General features: G+C 54.5%; 10 protein-coding genes. 3 read left to right on the forward strand and 7 right to left on the reverse strand.

The genetic code is table 11. From position 1 onward, the window contains the following. Positions 1 to 507 precede the first annotated feature (507 nt). The 3 genes from Q1Q75_RS18120 (at position 508) to Q1Q75_RS18130 (ending at position 4,507) form a co-directional block, all read left to right on the forward strand. Positions 508 to 1,251 (forward strand): 16S rRNA (uracil(1498)-N(3))-methyltransferase, encoded by a 744-nt coding sequence (locus tag Q1Q75_RS18120; RefSeq protein WP_300673534.1) that lies wholly within the window; start codon positions 508 to 510, stop codon positions 1,249 to 1,251. Positions 1,252 to 1,471: 220 nt separating this feature from the next. Further along, the gene (locus tag Q1Q75_RS18125; RefSeq protein WP_300673537.1) at positions 1,472 to 1,972 is read left to right on the forward strand and encodes a peptidylprolyl isomerase; all 501 of its coding nucleotides are present in this window, start codon (positions 1,472 to 1,474) and stop codon (positions 1,970 to 1,972) included. A 282-nt stretch (positions 1,973 to 2,254) separates the two neighbouring features. Continuing rightward, on the forward strand, positions 2,255 to 4,507 hold the full coding sequence (locus tag Q1Q75_RS18130; RefSeq protein ID WP_300673539.1) for a cbb3-type cytochrome c oxidase subunit I: 2,253 nt from the start codon (positions 2,255 to 2,257) through the stop codon (positions 4,505 to 4,507). Between the two features lie 178 nt (positions 4,508 to 4,685). On the opposite strand, the gene Q1Q75_RS18135 is transcribed toward Q1Q75_RS18130, so the two are convergent. From Q1Q75_RS18135 to gdhA, 7 genes are all read right to left on the reverse strand, one after another. Then, positions 4,686 to 5,861: a malic enzyme-like NAD(P)-binding protein gene (locus Q1Q75_RS18135; RefSeq protein WP_300673542.1), complete on the reverse strand. Its 1,176-nt coding sequence runs from the start codon at positions 5,859 to 5,861 to the stop codon at positions 4,686 to 4,688. Between the two features lie 724 nt (positions 5,862 to 6,585). Continuing rightward, positions 6,586 to 7,893, reverse strand: coding sequence for a 2-hydroxycarboxylate transporter family protein (locus Q1Q75_RS18140; protein ID WP_300673545.1), 1,308 nt, complete (start codon positions 7,891 to 7,893; stop codon positions 6,586 to 6,588). Between the two features lie 20 nt (positions 7,894 to 7,913). Next, complete coding sequence (locus tag Q1Q75_RS18145) at positions 7,914 to 9,089, reverse strand: malic enzyme-like NAD(P)-binding protein (protein WP_300673547.1); 1,176 nt, start codon at positions 9,087 to 9,089, stop codon at positions 7,914 to 7,916. A 568-nt stretch (positions 9,090 to 9,657) separates the two neighbouring features. After that, on the reverse strand, positions 9,658 to 11,064 hold the full coding sequence (locus tag Q1Q75_RS18150; RefSeq protein ID WP_300673550.1) for a sigma-54 dependent transcriptional regulator: 1,407 nt from the start codon (positions 11,062 to 11,064) through the stop codon (positions 9,658 to 9,660). A gap of 102 nt (positions 11,065 to 11,166) precedes the next feature. Next, positions 11,167 to 13,467, reverse strand: a complete 2,301-nt coding sequence (locus tag Q1Q75_RS18155) for an ATP-binding protein (protein WP_300673552.1) — start codon at positions 13,465 to 13,467, stop codon at positions 11,167 to 11,169. Positions 13,468 to 13,627: 160 nt separating this feature from the next. After that, positions 13,628 to 16,273 carry an ATP-binding protein gene (locus Q1Q75_RS18160; protein ID WP_300673554.1) on the reverse strand — a complete coding sequence of 882 codons (2,646 nt, stop codon included), beginning with the start codon at positions 16,271 to 16,273 and terminating at the stop codon, positions 13,628 to 13,630. Between the two features lie 238 nt (positions 16,274 to 16,511). Further along, positions 16,512 to 17,840: an NADP-specific glutamate dehydrogenase gene (gdhA, locus tag Q1Q75_RS18165; RefSeq protein ID WP_300673557.1), complete on the reverse strand. Its 1,329-nt coding sequence runs from the start codon at positions 17,838 to 17,840 to the stop codon at positions 16,512 to 16,514. Positions 17,841 to 18,230: the final 390 nt, after the last annotated feature.

An 18,230-nucleotide genomic window follows, 5' to 3' on the forward strand; every position in this document is an offset into this window, starting at 1 on the left:
CAGGAAAGAGCGCCCTCAACAAAAGAGCCCTCGATAGTTTAAAGCATAAAAAAAGGCCGTGAAAGGTATCTTCCACGGCCTGGATGCTTTTTGTTTCCTGTTCTGGAGTGCCGTGGGACCTTGTGTCTGGTCTACCCACGGCTGTTTTACGCTTAGAAGTGTGTGTTATTTAGCGCATGCCTGGGTACACCGATGTGATACCAGTAATAAAAATAATAAAATGCGCTAAAAAATCGAATCATGTTCTTTTTGCTCTTTGTCTGTATCGTGGTCAACACGTAAGAAAGATGAGACCCACCTTCCTTCACCCATAGCGTTAAAACTTTCGTGAAGAATTAATCTATGGAAATGAGGTTGTCAAGATGTTAATTATCCGAAGGAACAATCCAGCGGGGTATTCAGGCCAGGCAATACGTTACTATAGGCAGTAACAACGCACATCTCAGCCCCCTCATTATCATCGGAACTGACCCTGTCTTTTCAGCGCAAAAGGAACACATCCAGCCCATGAGACGCTTTTTTATCAGGAAAGAGGACATCACAGGAAACCTCGGTATCATCGCAGGAGACGAAGCACGCCACATGATTCAAGTGCTTCGCCTGAAACCTGGCGCAAAAATCATTCTTCTTGACGGCCAGGGAACACAATACGATGCCGTCATAAAAGGGGTCCAGGAAAAAAGTGTGTCCGTCACCCTCACCGATTCGCATAAAGAAGCCGACGCATCCACACCCTCCGTCACCCTCTGCCAGGCTTTTCTCAAAGAAAAAAAAATGGATGACCTGGTGCGCCATCTGACGGAGCTGGGCATGGCAGCCTTCCAGCCCTTCTTCTCCAGCCGCGTGGTGGCACGCCCCAAAGGGGACAAGCTCGAAAAGCGGGAAGCGCGATGGAATAAAATCGCCGGTGAAGCGGTGAAACAATGCGGCCGCACCACGGCACCTGTCATCCGCCCCACCACCGAGCTGAAAGCCCTGCTTAACGAATTGCCTTCCGGCGCGGGGACCTTAAAACTTTTTTTCTGGGAAGAAGCTCAGGTCTCTTTCAAGGAGCTGGAAGCCTTGCACACCTCCGGCCTCACCGACATCACCCTGATGATCGGCCCTGAAGGCGGCTTTACACCGGAGGAGGCAGAGATGGCAAAAGACGCGGGGTTTCTTATCGCCGGCCTTGGTACTCGCATCCTGCGGGCTGAAACGGCCCCCCTGGCCGCTCTGGCCATCGTGCAGTTCATTTTTGGAGACATGTAACGCCTCATTCTTGACAACGCCATTATCGCACCTATATTTTACGGGAGTTCATGTCCTGCGGAACATTATTGCCCGGGACTTATCAATTCTTTTACGATTCCATTCCCTGTAATGGATGTAAAAACCAAGGATTGGATACATTATGGATGCCCCGGGACACAACGTCGTCCTGCAGGATCGATACCCGGGCCATCGCAAGTCTTCCAAAAGGAGACCCCCCATGGATAAAGTAAAAAACGGACTGTTCGTTCAGGTGGCATATAAAGGGACTCTGGCTGACGGCGAGGTCTTTGACAGCAGTGAAGGACGCGCTCCCCTTGAAATTCAGATGGGTGCAGGTCAGCTCATCCCCGGCTTTGAAGCGGCCCTGATGGACTTGTCCGTGGGTGACAAAAAAACCTTTACCCTCGCTCCTGAAGAAGCCTATGGCGAGCGGTCCGACGAGCACAGCATGGACTTCCCTGCTGCCGACGTCCCCCCTGAAATGAACCCCGAAGTAGGCCAGTCCATCGCACTTTCCACCCCCGAGGGCCAGCAGATTCCCGCCCTGATCACCCACGTGGATGACGAAAAAGTGACCGTGGACTTAAACCACCCCCTGGCTGGCAAAACCCTGACCTTCGAGATCGAAGTCATGGGCATTACCGAAGAAGCCACCCAGCAGGCTGAAGGCGGATGTGCCCCCAGCGACTGCAGCGGTTGCGGCGGCGGTTGTCACTGATTTCCATATCTGTTTAGAAAAATCACCGAGGAGCATCCTGTGATGAGTCCTCGGTGACGCTGCATCAAAAACGCCCCGTGTCCCCAAAAACACCGGGCGTTTTTTATTGCGCGGTGCATCCCTGCCGCCGTGATTCCACGCCGCCCATTGACACCCTCCCTTCAACAGCGTATCATCCTTAAATTCAGACCATTGCGCCTCAGGCCCCGATCCCGAGCCCCTCCCCTGCCCCGTCCCACAAAGCCCCCAGCCAAACATCCCCAACCCTTCAGGAGATGCCCCATGATCAGTCAACGGATGAAGCTTTATTTTCTCTCGGCCATTGTCAGCGCCATTGCCATCGCCTTGATCGGTTACGTTTACACCACCAAAGATCTCCCGCCCTACCCCGGTACCATCGAGAGCATGCACGGAAAGCCCTGGTCCGGAAAAAAAGCAATCATGGAAGGCCAACAGATATGGCAACGCTACGGCCTCATGGATCTGGGAAGCGTCTGGGGACACGGGACCTACCGAGGCCCTGATTTTACCGCCCAGGCCCTCCATAACATGGGGGTCACCATGCGGGCGGTAATGGCCCGAAAACGCTTTAAAAGAGAGTATTCCGCCCTCTTAACAGAAGAAAAAGGAGCGGTGGATGCCGTGGTCATCCAACAAATCAAAACCAACCTCTACGACAAAGAGAGCGACACCCTGCAACTGACGTCCCTCCAGGTGGCCGCCTTCATCAAAAACCGGGCCTTCTACAAACGCCTCTTTACCGAAGGAGATGAGAACGGCCCCATCAACCCGGACACGATCACCGACCCCACCCAGCTTCAAAACCTGGCCGACTTCTTCTTCTGGACGGCCTGGTGCGCAGGGACCATCCGCCACGGCGACACCCACACTTACACCAACAACTGGCCCCACGATCCCAGTGTAGGCAATAGGGTCTCAGGCAAAGCGCTGGTCTGGTCCGCCATCTCCCTGGTCGCCTTCGGCCTCGGCCTGGGCGTTTTCATTTTTCTGTATCATAAACACGGGTTCAACAAAGGCTCTCTGCCCTATAAACCCGAGCCGGCGCAAGCTCTGGCCCAAGCCCCTGTCTCTTCCAGCCAGAGAAAGTCCGCCAAATTTTTTCTGGTGGTGGCGGCCCTCTTTTTTCTTCAGGTCAATGTCGGAGGGCTCATGGCCCACTACACCGTCAGCCCGGACGCTTTCTACGGCCTGAAGAGCATCACGAAGTTTATCCCCTACAACTGGGTCAAGACATGGCACCTTCAACTGGCCGTCTTCTGGATTGCCGTCTCCTGGATCGGCATGACTCTTTTTGTGGCCCCCTTCGTCGGAAACCGGGAACCCAAAGGCCAAGGCCTCCTCGTGGACCTTCTCTTTTTCGCGGTGGTGGTGGTGGCGGTGGGCAGCCTGGTGGGTGAAGTCCTCGGCATCAAGGGATACCTTGGCGACGTCTGGTTCTGGCTGGGACACCAGGGCTGGGAATACCTGGAGTTGGGGAGGATGTGGCAGATCCTTCTCTTTATTGGGTTGATTCTCTGGCTCTTTCTGGTGGTCAGGGCCTTAAAAGATCACTTCAAGGCGGGCCGCGACAAATGGGGGCTCCCCAATTTCCTCGCCTATTCCGGCGTGGCAGTCGTAGGTTTTTTCAGTTTTGGCCTCACGTACGACCCGCAAACCCATATCACCATTGCCGACTTCTGGCGCTGGTGGGTGGTCCATACCTGGGTAGAAGGTGCCTTTGAATTCTTTGCAGCCGCCGCCGTGGTCTTTGTGATGGTCAATCTGGGGCTGGTCCGCCTGGAAGATGGAATGCGGACCGTATACTTTACCGTGGGCCTGGCCCTCTTTGCAGGCATCATCGGCGTGGGGCACCACTATTACTGGTTCGGTGAGCCCTCCCTCTGGCTTGCCCTGGGCTCCACGGTCTCGGCCCTTGAGCCGGTCCCCATCCTGCTGCTCATCGCCGAGGTCTGGCACGGTCAGAAAGCTCTGGTCAAGGCCGGCAGCTCCTTCCCCTACAAATATCCCCTGATGTTCCTCATGGCCGCTATCTGCTGGGAATTCATCGGGGGAGCCGTCATGGGACTCTCCATCACCACACCCGTGGTCAACTACTACGAGCACTCCACCTACCTCACCGTCAATCACGGCCATACCGCCCTGTTCGGGACTTACGGCATTCTGGGGGTCGGCCTCTCCCTGTTTTCCATGCGCGGCCTCGTAGAGGAAAAAGGGTGGAGCCCCAACCTGCTCAAGGTGTGCTTCTGGAGCCTCAACATCGGGCTCTTCGTCATGTTTACCGCCACCCTCCTGCCCGTGGGGATCCTCCAGGTGCTGGACAATATCAACCACGGATTCTGGCATGCCCGCTCCAATGCCTTCTGGTCCCGAGATATCATTCAGGTCATCGGCAACACCCGCATGGTACCCGACTTCATGATCATCATCGGATCCGGCGCCTTCCTCCTCTTCATGCTGAAAGCCATGAAGAACTTGAAAAAAGTGACGATAAAAGCAGGAGAGTCTTTTAGTTGAAACAAAAAAAACAGCGTGCCTCGTGCTTGGTTCTTTGTGCTTCGTTCAAGGAGTCGCTGCGCTCCATTAAATAAAGAAACAGCGTGCTTCGTGCTTGGTTCGAGGAGTCGCTGCGCTCCAGCATATAAAAAAAGCCTCCGGCGGGTCGCCGGAGGCCTTTTTTCGTTCGCAAAAAGCGTTACTTCTTCGTGGCCACGCCCGACTCGTAAGCCGCCTGCTTTACGGCCTCGGCCACTGCTTTGCCCACCCGTCGATCCAGGGCGTCGGGGATCACATACTCGGCGGTGAGCTCATCATCCTGAATAATCCCGGCGATGGCATACGCTGTGGCCAGGATCATGGGCCGATTGATATCTCGCGCCCGAGCATCCAAAGCGCCCCGAAAAATACCGGGAAATGCCAGGACGTTGTTGACCTGATTGGGGAAATCGGAACGACCGGAGCCCACCACGGCCGCGCCAGCGGCCTTAGCGTCATCGGGCATAATCTCAGGGGTGGGGTTGGCCATGGCAAACACCACTGAACCCGCGTTCATGGAGGTCACCATCGCAGGGCTCACGATATTGCCCGCAGAGACCCCGATAAACACGTCGGAACCGGCCATGGCATCGGCCAGATTTCCTTTGCGCTTCTCCCGGTTGGTCTTGCATGCCAGGGCCTCCAGATGAGGCAAATTCTCCGCATCCCCTTCCCAGAGGATCCCGCGTATGTCACAGGCAAGGATATCGGTCACGCCCAGATCCAGGAGCATCTTGACGATGGCGCCACCTGCAGAACCGGCCCCGTTCACGACCACCCGAATGCCAGAAAGGGTTTTTCCCACGACCTTCAACGCATTGATCAGAGCCGCAGCCACAACAATGGCTGTGCCATGCTGATCGTCATGAAAAACCGGAATATCCAGTTCCGCTTTAAGCCGCTCTTCAATCTCCACACAGCGGGGGGCCGAGATGTCTTCCAGGTTGATGCCGCCAAAGGTAGGAGCGATCATCTTCACAGCCTGAATAATTTCCTCAACATCGGTACTGGACAGACAGATGGGAAAGGCATCCACATCGGCAAATTCTTTAAATAAAATGGCCTTGCCTTCCATCACCGGCATGGCCGCTTCCGGACCGATGTCCCCAAGCCCCAAGACCGCAGTCCCATCCGTGACCACCGCCACCAGATTGCCCTTGGCCGTGTACCGGTAGACCTCATCCTTGACCTCGCTGATCTCCCGGCATGGCTGGGCCACACCCGGGGTGTAAGCAAGGCTCAAATCATCACGGGTCTCGATGGATACCTTGGAGACCACCTCAATTTTCCCCACACTCTTTTCATGAAGCGCTAAACTTGCCGCGTTGTAATCCATTTGACTTCCTCTTCGTTCCGGCTCAACAGGGTTAAAAAGAACCTTTGTTGCATATACTTAATTCAATGATTGCGCATTTCTCTTTACCTCAGGAAACCGGTCATGTCCCGTTCTTATTTCAAGACATCACGGGTCTTTCAGAAGGCGAGGCCCACCTGTTTATCAGAGGCATTCAAGATCACACAGTTTTTTGACATGCCCTGTCTGCAATAAAGCAAAAATAAATGGTAACTATTCAGCTATCCATTTTTTCTTTATGGCCCCCGGTCTGACAGTACCCTGCGCTTTTCGTCTTCCCCGCGCAGGCGGGGATCCATGTATGAAAATCCGTATCGTCCTCATTTTTACAATGACGTACCGGGTGGATGCGTAGGGTGCGCCGTGCGCACCGTCAGGCGTATCGTAAACCGGAAACACCGCATGTTGAAATAAGACTCGTGATCATCGTTAACTTGCGAGGCTGAGGGTCCTCTCTACGGTAGAAGATGCGGGAGCCGCACCCTACGCGGTGATGAAAAGACGTGACGTATTGGCATTTGAATCTTTCTGTCATTTGCCTCGAACGACCTGGCGAAGGCAAGCTGAATAGTTACAAACAAATAAGGGCAGCTATGCTGGGGCTGTGTTTTCACACGCATCAGCCCGCCCAACAAAAAACGCCCCCCGTTTTAAAAACGAGGGGCGTTTTTTCATGCGTTTTACCTTGAAGGGGAAAAAAACATGGTTAGATAATCATCTTCAAAATCGCTGTCGCCAGGATCAGCATAAAAGCACCGCCAATCCGAGAAGAGATCTGAGCGAAGGGCATGAGATCCATGCGCTTGGAAGCGGAGAGAACCGCCACGTCGCCGGTGCCGCCCATGTTGGCCATGCAGAGACCGCCAGTGATAGCCGCTTCGATGGGGTAGAAACCGAAGAGGCGACCCACAAGGCCGGAGCCAATGATGGAGCCGATGACGGTAACGGCCACCAGAATCACATACTGGATGGAGAAGGCGTCGATCACCTGGTTCAGGTTGGTGTATGCCACACCGATGCCCACGAGAAGCGCCGGGGTCATGCTGACCATGACGAAGCGGAACCACTGGAAAGCGCCAATCTCGTACTTACGGGGTAAAATGCCCAGGGCTTTCACCACAGCCACGCTGATAATCATCAGGGCGTAGGAGTGCAGGGGAATGAAGCTCCCCAGGAGTTTACCGAAGACGAAGAAGGTCGTGGCCATCAAGAGCCCGATGCCCATCAGCTGATAATCAATGTCGATCTCTTCCTCTTTTTCTTCAGAAACGGCGTCCTGATTCTTCATCAGGGTCCCGTTACCTGTAAGAGAAGGATAACTCTTGCCGAGTTTATCCAGGACACCTGCCGCCACGATGGCAAGGGCGTTGCCCAGGGCCAGGGCGGGAACCATACGAGACATCATGGCCGCGGGATCCAGGTTCAGGGTGGTGCCAAAAATCTGGGACAAGGGGACCGCGCCTGCGCCCATGCCGCCGCCCATGATGGGGATGGCAATATAGAGAATCGCTTCCTTAAATCCATACCCAATGAGCATCCCGACGGTACCGGTCATAAGAGCGGCGACCGCCACCCCGCCTAAGATCACTGGCAGATACCTCAGTGATGCCCGAATCAGGAGCTTCCGGTCCATACCGAGGATGCTGCCTGTAATCAAAGCGGCAATGTAAAAGCTCAAAAAGCTTTCGCTCTTCATGAAGCTGGTCATGATCTTAACGGATGGCTCGGGCAACACACCATAGGTGACCATGGCAGCCGATCCAAAAATAATAATGATGGGGCCGCCTCCCAGGTAATCTTTAATGCCTGGGGTACGATCGCCGATCTCATTTAAAATAGCACCCAGGGCCATCATCAAGGGAAAGGCTCCGACCATTCCCTTGGGAAGGACCTGCAAATACGTGGTCAAAAACACGATGCCAGTAAGAACGAGAAAAAAAGGAAGGGGAATCCCCATGATTTTGTAGTCACGAAGGCCCTGTACGGGCATAGCGGCTGCTGTTGCGGTTGACATGGTTGTCTCTCCTTGATTCATTATTTTTTGGTTGCTGCGCCTGACTCATACGCCGCCTGCTTCACGGCCTCGGCCACCTGCTTGCCCACACGTCGATCCAGGGCATCGGGAATGACATACTCTGCGGTCAACTCCTCCTCTGCGATAATCCCGGCAATGGCATACGCCGCGGCCAGGGTCATGGCCCGGTTGATCTCCCCTGCCCGGGCATCCAGAGCGCCCCTGAAAATTCCAGGAAAGGCCAGGACGTTATTCACCTGGTTGGCAAAATCAGAGCGCCCCGACCCTACCACGGCCGCTCCGGCTGCCTTGGCCTCATCGGGCATAATCTCGGGGGTGGGATTGGCCATGGCAAAAACCACCGAACCGGCGTTCATGGAGGTCACCATCGCAGGGCTCACCACATTCCCTGCGGAAACCCCGATAAACACGTCGGCACCGGCCATGGCGTCGGCCAGCAGCCCTCGGCATTTCCCCCGGTTGGTCTTGGCGGCCAGAGCCTCCAGGTGGGGCAGGTTTTCCGCATCCCCTTCACAGAGAATGCCGCTTTTGTCACAGGCGAGGATGTCCGTCACGCCCAGATCAAGGAGCATCTTGATGATTGCCCCGCCAGCAGCCCCTGCGCCGTTCACCACCACGCGAATCTCAGAAAGATTTTTCTTTACTACTTTTAAGGCGTTAATCAGTGCCGAAGCCACGACAATGGCTGTTCCGTGCTGGTCGTCATGAAATACAGGAATATCCAACTCTGCCTTAAGTCGCTCTTCAATCTCCATGCAGCGGGGAGCTGAAATATCTTCTAAGTTGATCCCTCCGAAAGTGGGGGCGATCATCTTCACCACCTGAACAATCTCATCCACATCGCAGGTGTTCAGACAGATGGGAAAGGCATCCACATCGGCAAACTCCTTAAAGAGAATGGCTTTGCCTTCCATCACCGGCATGGCTGCCTCCGGCCCGATATCGCCGAGCCCCAGGACCGCTGTGCCGTCAGTGACCACCGCCACCAGGTTGCCTTTGGCCGTATACCGGTAGACCTCGTCTTTGACCTCGCTGATCTCCCGACACGGTTGAGCCACACCGGGTGTGTAGGCCAGACTCAGGTCGTCCCGGGTGCTGATGGCCACCTTGGAGACCACTTCAATTTTCCCCACACTCTTTTCATGAAGCGCTAAACTCGCTGTATTGTAATCCATCCTGATTCCTTCCCCTTCGGTTCATTCCTCACCGTCATGGTGCGAATGGTTTCTCATGTGCACAGGATAGAGTGCAGCCCTTGTGCCAGCGAATTACTTTTTTGATATAACCAATAAATTCAAAATCGTATGATCACAAACGCAAAAAACCCGCTTCCAAAAAAGCGGGTTTTCTCTTGTCGGACAGGAATTTTTCCTGCGGTGCAGGAACCCGTCAGATGAATCAAGGCAGAACAAAAAAGCGTGCCTCCTGCGGATCCCCATTCGCTACAAAGCAGGCACTACTCATCGTTTCGGGCGGCCTTGGTCATCGTTTCGGCCACCTTCGTATTGACATCACCACCCGCATCATAAAACCCGGCAGTATTCCATCATCACCATGGATTCCCCGGCTGACAGAGGAAATGGATTCGGTTGTGTCATTTTACTGTTCGAAACTCACCACCTTTTGTATCGCCAGGTGACCAGGGATCCATGCCCGGATTTGCGTTTTCTTCCTATGCCATTTCGGCCAAAGGTAACTCACGGTTTTTATGGACTTGGCCGAAACGATGATCAAGGCCATAAATCACTTCAACCCGTGCTGTTTTAAAAGGGCATAAAGGCGGGACTGGGAGAGACCTGCCAGATCGCAGGCTTTTTTGACGTTTCCGGCGGTGACCCGCATCAGGTCTTCGAGATACCGTTTTTCGGCGTCCCGACAGACGAGCTCCCGGTAATCCTGGAGGGTTGGCATCTCATCAAGCCGATAACCGGTTGATGCGCTCGGGTCTTCAGGGGAGGCCGTCCCGAGTTTTGCACGGGCCACCAGAGCTCTCAGCTTCGGGGGAAGGTGTTTGGGAAAGAGGATGGATTCGCTCCGCGCCGAGATCAGTGCCTGATCAAGGATATTCACCAGCTCGCGGACATTGCCCGGCCAGGAATGATTCTCAAGGGTCCCATAAAAATCCGAAGAGACCCCTTTGTGATCCATGCCGTAACGGTCGCAGAAGCGATGGATATGATAGGCTGAGATCTCCTTGAGATCTGAAATACGAGTCCTCAAGGCGGGCAGCTCCATAGTAAAAGCCTGGATGCGGTAAAGAAGATCTTTCCTGAAGCTCCCTTGTGAAACCATCTTTTCCAGATCCCTGTTGGTCGCCGCCACCAGACGGAAGTGGCTTTCCACCTCCTGCCTGCTGCCCACAGGACGCACGGTGCGCTCCTGAAGCACCCGCAAAAAAGCTTTCTGAAGAGACATGGGGAGTTCCCCCACCTCATCCAGAAAAAGGGTCCCCCCATCGGCCTCCACAATCAGGCCCGTGCGATCCCGGTCTGCTCCGGTAAAGGCCCCTTTCTTATGGCCGAAGAGCAGGCTCTCCACCAGAGTTTCCGGGATAGAGGCACAATCCACAATGACAAAGGGGCCGTTTTTGCGGGCGCTGTTTTCATGAACCGCTCGGGCAAAAAGCTCCTTGCCCGTCCCCGTCTCTCCGGTGATCAGAATATTGGCGTCGCTCACAGCAGATCGGGCCACCAGGTCAAGGCAGTTTTTCATCCCGGGGCTGCTCCCGATGATCCCATCACGCACCAGAGCCACCACAGGCGCCAATGCCCCGGCGCTTTGTTTCTCCTCCCGATACTGAAGGGCACGGCCCAGGGTGAGGGCAATCTCTTTGGTGGAGGCGGTCTTTTCAATATAATCCCATGCCCCGTTGATCATGGCCAGCTCCGCCCCGTCCGGATCTCCGAGGCCGGTGATGATAATCACCTCCGGAGAGGACGAGAGGCGAGCCAACTCGGCGAGAGCTTCCAGCCCGTTGCCGTCGGGCAGCCGCACGTCAAGAAACACCGCATCAAAAGAGGCCTGCCGGGCTTTTAAAAGCCCCTCCGTCAGAGTGTACGCGGTCACAGCCTGATGGCCTTTAGCGGTCACGACCCGCGACAGGGAATAGCAGAGGGTCTCATCATCATCAATAATCAGAACGGTTGCCATGAAAACTTTACCTTAATCGTCACTGTTCAGCTCAAAAAAAAGCCTCCGGCGGCAAGGTGGCGCCACCTTGAAAGCGGGTTTTAAGCCCTGTTTGTTAATCCATCACGCACCCAGCACCCTGCGAATCGTCTTCCCCAGTTCTTCCCGGTTAAACGGTTTTTTCATAAACGCGTTAATCCCGTAGTCTTCAAGCACACGGGGCGTCAAAACCCCGGCCTTATCCTGAAAGCCACTGTAGAGAATAATGGGCATCTCTGGACAGAGGGCACGAATCTCATTGGCCAGTTCCATGCCGCTCAGATAGGGCATCATATGATCCGTCATCACCAGATCAAACCCCCGGGGCTCGGTCCGCACCGCTTTCAACGCAGCAAGGCTTCCCGTCAGGGCGACCACCTCGTACCCCATGCGGCAGAGCATTTTTTCCGTACCGTAGATCATCTGTTCGTCATCGTCCACCAGAAGAATTCTCTCTTTACCCTTTCGTTCCGGGGCTGTGGAATCAAAGGGTGTCACGGGCTCCGCCCCATGAGCACAGGGCAGAAAGACGGAAAAAATAGTCCCCCGCCCGGGATGGCTTGCCACGGTAATGGCCCCCTGATGCCGTTTGACGATCCCATGGGACATGGAGAGCCCGAGCCCGGTGCCCCCCCGATCTTTGCGGGTACTGAAAAAAGGATCAAAAATCCGGTCCATGTCTTCGGGGGCAATCCCGTTCCCGTTGTCCCGAACACTAAGGCGTGAATAGCGCCCCGGAAAAAGATCCGGGTGAATGTGAGCCGCGCTCCGGTCGAGATCCACCGAGTCAAGGGTGATGTCAATAAGCCCTTTCTGATTTTCCACCGCATGACTGGCGTTGGTACACAGGTTCATGATCACCTGATGAATCTGGGTGGGATCGGCCAGCACCAGCCCGGACTCGGCCTGAATATTCAGGTGCACATCAATGGTTGCCGGAATGGAGCTTTTAAGAAGCTGGGTGCACTCCTTGAGCAGCTGTGCCATCTGAACAGGCTGTTTTTCCTGGTCTTTATCGCGACTGAAGGCAAGGATCTGACGCACCAGGCTCTTGCCTCGCTGTGCCGCCTTGAGGACATGGGACAGGTCTTCATGAACCGGCCCCGACCCGCCCACCTCCTCCACAGCCAGCTCGGTACAGGTGGTGATGGCTCCTAAGATGTTATTAAAATCATGGGCAATCCCGCCGGCAAAGGTTCCGATGGCTTCCATTTTATGAGACTGACGCAACTGTGCCTCCAGCTTTTTCTCCCTCTCCTCCGCCCGCTTTCGCCGAGCGATAATCCGCATCAACGCCACAATGGCGATGGACTGATAGATCAAAAAAAGCACCGTGGCCCAGATCACATATTTGTATTGATAATACACCGTCACCGGCTCGTTCCGGATCAGGCTTCCCTTGGGAAGGGCATTGTGGGGAATCGAGAAATAGCGAAGAATGGTGTAATCAAAAATGGGATGAATGGTGCTGTGACGCAAAATGGGGATCGCCTCAGGCGAGACCCCGTCCAGGATGCGAAGGGCAATGCGCGCCGCCTCTTCGGCCTGCGCCCGACCACTGAGCATCTGCCCCCCCAGCACACCGCTGCCGAGGGTGTACTCCCAGGGAGAGTAGACGGGCCGCCCGGAATGTTCAAAAACAAGGGAGGTGCTCTCCTCAACCGTCAGCCTGACCCCGTCTGGGCTGAGATAATAAGAGAGATATAAAATCACTGTCTCTTCAGGAAGGGAGCCTAAGGCCTCTTTCAGGTCGGCAAGGGGTTTCAGTGAAAGGTCCAGAAAGGTCACGCGTTCTTCATAGGAAGGGATCAGCTCCCGAAGCCGGTTCCGGTTGATACGACTGGAGGTGGACGCACCACTGACATAAGCAACATAACGGGTCAGGGGATGCATGGAGAGGGCCAGGTCCAGGGTTCCGGCCAGATCATAATCTTCGGCCACCCCCGTATATCCCGTATGCCCCGCGATCATTTCGGGCTGGAAGCCGTTGATCCCGCAAAACACCACCGGGGTCCCCGGAAAGAGTTCATCTCGATACAGAAGCAGAAAATTCAAGGCGTTGTTGTCAGCCGCAACAATCACATCAAAACCCACCGCCCGATACTTCAGTCGGTACACCTCTTTTAATGTCTCAAAAATTTCATCCGGTCGGTAACGTTTGGAGTCCATGTACTCAAAACTGACCCGAAGAGAGCTCCCTTCTGAGTCAAATACCGATCGAAACCCCTCGGTAACCGAATCCGCCCAGACATAACCGGGGTGATAGGAGTTCAGAACCAGCACATGAGGAACCGAAGTCGTCTGCGCCCCCTGCGCGGCCCCTGCCGGCGAGCCCAAAAGGAGGGCCACCGTGGCCAGAAACAATAAAAATAGTTTATTTCCCATCACCCACCGCTGATTTACTTAATAATTACGAGGCACTGCAAATTAAGCTATGGCAGAAAAGAAGCCGCCCGTCAAGCGAAAGCAGGCTGAGGTGCCGGGGACACGCCGTGCCCGTCTCCGGCTCGCAAACCAGAATATCCGGTCAGCCGTCAACGTCGGCCTATGCCTTATGCTCTCTTTGATCCCGGGCCTCATCCAGCACCTTTCGAACGATCTGCAGCAACTCCTTTTTGACAATGGGCTTATATAAAAAAGCTTTCACGCCAATCTCCCCGATGGTTTTTTCCGTCATCTTCCGGCTGTAGCCGGTGCAGAGGATCACGGGCATATCCGGTCTGATACGCAGGATCTCTGCGGCCAGAATGTCTCCGGTCATCGCCGGCATGGACATATCCGTGATCACAAGGTCAAAATGTTCCGGGCCGGAGCGAAACGACTCCAGGGCCTCTACGCTGCTCGTCCGAATCACCGATTTGTACCCGAAACGCTCAAGAATCTGGCCGAATACCTTGGCGATAGAGGCCTCATCATCCACCACAAGAATCCGCTCCCGGCCCCTGGGAAGCACCTCCTCCTCTGGAGACACGTCCGATGGAGGCTCCCCCTTCTCCAGAATGGGCAGATAAATGATAAAAACGGCCCCCTGGGGGATATTGTGCTCCGCCCTGATCTCCCCTCCCCATTGCTTGACGATACCATGCACCATGGCAAGCCCCATCCCCGCCCCCTCTCCAGGCTCCTTGGTGGTAAAAAAGGGTTCGAAAATCGACGGCATCACCTCAGGGGGAATCCCGAACCCCGTATCGGCAACCCTCAGGGTCAAATAATTTCCCGGAGGGAGGGCGGCAGGAACCGGCGTCCCTCCGTAACCCAAAACCGTATCAAAAAGCCGAACATACAGACGCCCGCCCTCCTCTTCCATGGCATAAGCCGCATTGGCACACAAGCTCATAAGAATCTGGTGCAACTGGGCGGCATCCCCCAACACCAATGATTCACTCTCGATATCCTGGTGAATATCAATGGTGGTCGGAATGGAGGAACGTACCAATTTCAAAGCATCCGTCACCAGAGGTTTCATGAGGATGGGCGTCATCTCTCCATCGCCTTGCCTGGCAAAGGTCAAAATCTGCCGAACCAACCCCACGGCTCTCAGCCCTGCAATATTGACCTCCTTGAGGTACCCTTCCAGCCTCGGTTCCAGATGCGACTCATCCAGGGCCAATTCGGTATATCCCAGAACCGAAGAGAGGATATTATTGAAATCATGGGCAATGCCCCCTGCAAGGGAACCCAGAGCCTCCATCTTATGGGACTGACGCAGTTCACCCTCCAGCCTCTTGAGCTGGGTCACATCCGTGGCATGATGGAACCGCACAGGATGCCCGTACACCCACTGAATGGTCCGTTCATAATGAATATAACATCTGCCGTCCCTGCTGCGACTTTCCCAGTAGACAGCCCCGGGGCCACTCGATGTATCAAGTGGAGGGAGCGACGACAAGGGCCCGCGTTTTTCTCGCCCACTCATAAAAAAAGTATAATATTCCTGCCCAGTCATCCCCTCCCCAAAACGCTCAATCATGGCCTTGTTCATGAACAAAACACCAAAGGTATCCAGATCTGACACACAGATCATGGCATTCATACTGTCCAGAACGGTCATGAGGGTCTGGTGAGATCGACGCCGAGCCTCCTCGGCCTTGACGGACTCCGTGATCTCCATCATGTTTCCCAGAACACGGACCACCTTGTCCCCTTCCAACACCGCACGCCCCGTGGTCCGGACCCATTTTTTTTCTCCTCTGCAGGAGGTGATTTCGAAGTCCAGAGCATAGGCACGCCCCTGGGTGAGGCACTCCTGAAACGCATGATCGATCACAACCCGGTCCGCCTCACTGTAGCAGGAGAGCGAGAGGGCAAAATGATCCACATCGGGATCGACATCCACCCCGTGCAACTCATAGAGTTGTTTGGTCCACAGCACCCGCCCGTCGGCCACAGAGTATTCCCAACCTCCGATGTGTGTCAGCTTCTGCGTATCATCCAGCAAAGCCCGGTTTCGAGCCAGCTCATTCTCAATGGCCTGACGCCGTTCGATATCGTGGAACAAACGCTGACGCATTTGATTCAACGCCGCCACCAACTCATCGAGTTCATCGGGATGTTCCGGATCTATTTTTCTGTTGGCAAGCTGGAAGGGTTCCCCCATCTCTTGAGGCTTCATCTCCGTGGCATATCGGGAGATCGCCGTGATATGACGCGTCACCAACCGATAGAGGACCGCAAGAATAAACATCGAAACCAGAAAGGTTTTCAGGGCCTGGGTCACCAGAATAACAAAAAGGCGTTCAAACAGGCGGCGGTACACCCCGTCAAGGGAGGCATAGACGTCAAGAACCCCGATATGCATCTCTTCTCCCCCATGGGTGAAAAACATGTCAAAGCCTCTTTTTACCCATTGCTCCCCAGGGGTCAATTGCCCTGCCGAATACATCACCTCACCCTTTTCCCGGATTTCCAGGTAAATGAGATCCTGCATATTCAACATGTCATTCAGATGACTTTTCACCTGAAGGTCGTCCAGCTGCCACACACTTCCCGAGAGGCTCTCCAAATGCCCCCTCTTAATCTGGTTAAGCTGCTCATCCACACCGGTGAAATCTTTACGATACTCGAGGTAGAGGTTAAAACTGGTGCCGATAAAAGTAATGAGGGAACTGAAAATCAGAATATAAAACAGCTGTTTTGCCGCCAAAGAGCCTTTGAGCGATCGAAAAACCGTCCCGCTGTGTTTTAAAAGCATACAGACCTCTCATACGTAAAAAGAAAACCGTACAAACATGGATTCATCTAAAAAAACAAAAGGATATCATCGACATGACACGCCGCGAGGGAAGGCTGTCAGCCGCAGGGCTGGGGGAAAGGAAAAAAAGAGGGGTGGCGAATGGTGCGAAAACACGGCCAACCTCGTTGCCCGCACCATCCGTCGTTAATCTATACTGAACATTTCATGAGAAACTGCAACACAAAAGGAAACCTGCTTACACCACGCCCTGATCGATCATGGCATCCACCACCTTGATGAACCCGGCAATGTTGGCACCGGCCACATAGTTGCCAGGCATGCCGTACTGTTCGGCAGCATCCAGGCAGGTGGTATGAATGTTTTTCATAATCCCCTTGAGGCGACCGTCGACCTCTTCGCGACTCCAGGAGAGCCGCATGCTGTTCTGGCTCATCTCAAGGCCCGAAGTGGCGACGCCTCCGGCGTTGGCCGCCTTGGCCGGAGCAAAAAGAATCCCCTGCTCCTTAAAGTAATGGGCCGCCTCCAGGGTACAGGGCATGTTGGCCACTTCCACCACCGCACGGCATCCATTTTTCACCAGAGTCTCGGCGTCAGTACGATCCAGTTCGTTTTCAAGGGCTGTGGGCATGGCCACGTCGCAGGGCACCTCCCAGGGACGCTTACCGGGAACCCACTCACAATGGTAGCGCTCTGCATAGTCCTTTGCGGGACGCCGATAGATGGCCCAGAGGTCGGCCATGTATTTCAGCTTCTCCCCCTTGATCCCCTCGGGGTCATGAACGTAGCCGTCTTCATCCCCGATGGTCACCACTTTGCCGCCGAGTTCATTGATCTTTTCGATGACGTACGTCCCGACATTGCCATATCCAGAGATGGCCACGGTCTTCCCTTCCACAGACTCGTTGCGAATTTTCAACATCTCCTCAAGAAAATAAACCGCCCCGTACCCCGTGGCTTCAGGACGAACCAGGCTCCCGCCCCAGTTCAAGGATTTTCCGGTAAGCACCCCGGTAAATTCGTTGGTGAGCTTCTTATACATGCCAAAGAGGTAGCCGATCTCCCGGGCACCCACGCCCACATCCCCGGCGGGGACATCCGTGTTGGGGCCGATGTGGCGAAAAAGCTCCGCCATAAAACTCTGACAAAACCGCATCACCTCGTTGTCCGATTTTCCCTTGGGATCAAAATCGGAGCCTGCCTTCCCTCCCCCCATGGGCAAGGTGGTGAGCGCATTTTTAAAGACCTGCTCAAAGGCAAGAAACTTCAGAATGCCCAGATTAACCGAAGGGTGAAACCGACAGCCGCCTTTGTATGGCCCGATGGCACTGTTCATCTGAACACGAAACGCCCGGTTTACATGCACCTCTCCATCGTCGTCCACCCAGGGGACACGAAACATGATGACACGCTCGGGTTCCACAATCCGCTCAAGCACCCTGTGCTTCCGGTATTGAGGGTTTTGATCAAGGACGGGCGTGACCGACTCCACCACTTCCGTAACGGCTTGGTGAAACTCCGGCTCGTGAGGATCTCTCCGCTTGACTGCCTCTAAAATATCTGACATATCGCATCTTCCTGTTTAATGAACACACAAGCGCATCAAAACAATGCGTTATCATGTAAATGGCGTATGTCAAACAAAGCAGAGGGGTCAAGGAAAAAAGCCTCTCTCATGGCCGTCGTTCATTCAACAGCAGGAAATGTCTATAGATAGAAAATCACTCCCAAATACGTTCACCGCGAAAAAGCGTCATTTACTCTTCTTTCCTCCTATTCAGCCCCCCTTACCCGGATATTTCACGAGTTGGGTGCGCTCATATGCAAGGCATCAGAGCTGAAGATGTAGTGGTTTACCTCAAAGCTCTGATAACGCGGCAGATGAGTGCACCCGGCTCGCCCGAAGGGTGAGAAAATCAGACAGAATACCGTAAATTACATTTTGCATTTTTGAAAC

The sequence above is a fragment of the Desulfoluna sp. genome, from assembly GCF_030145185.1.
In the GTDB taxonomy this organism is placed as follows: Bacteria; Desulfobacterota; Desulfobacteria; order Desulfobacterales; family Desulfolunaceae; genus Desulfoluna.

Bases quoted from the DNA above. Each gene is read 5' to 3' on its own strand.
- Q1Q75_RS18120 (WP_300673534.1), top strand. From the start codon at position 508: ATGAGACGCTTTTTTATCAGGAAAGAGGACATCACAGGAAACCTCGGT.
- Q1Q75_RS18125 (WP_300673537.1), top strand. From the start codon at position 1,472: ATGGATAAAGTAAAAAACGGACTGTTCGTTCAGGTGGCATATAAAGGG.
- Q1Q75_RS18130 (WP_300673539.1), top strand. From the start codon at position 2,255: ATGATCAGTCAACGGATGAAGCTTTATTTTCTCTCGGCCATTGTCAGC.
- Q1Q75_RS18135 (WP_300673542.1), bottom strand. From the start codon at position 5,861: ATGGATTACAACGCGGCAAGTTTAGCGCTTCATGAAAAGAGTGTGGGG.
- Q1Q75_RS18140 (WP_300673545.1), bottom strand. From the start codon at position 7,893: ATGTCAACCGCAACAGCAGCCGCTATGCCCGTACAGGGCCTTCGTGAC.
- Q1Q75_RS18145 (WP_300673547.1), bottom strand. From the start codon at position 9,089: ATGGATTACAATACAGCGAGTTTAGCGCTTCATGAAAAGAGTGTGGGG.
- Q1Q75_RS18150 (WP_300673550.1), bottom strand. From the start codon at position 11,064: ATGGCAACCGTTCTGATTATTGATGATGATGAGACCCTCTGCTATTCC.
- Q1Q75_RS18155 (WP_300673552.1), bottom strand. From the start codon at position 13,467: ATGGGAAATAAACTATTTTTATTGTTTCTGGCCACGGTGGCCCTCCTT.
- Q1Q75_RS18160 (WP_300673554.1), bottom strand. From the start codon at position 16,273: ATGCTTTTAAAACACAGCGGGACGGTTTTTCGATCGCTCAAAGGCTCT.
- gdhA (WP_300673557.1), bottom strand. From the start codon at position 17,840: ATGTCAGATATTTTAGAGGCAGTCAAGCGGAGAGATCCTCACGAGCCG.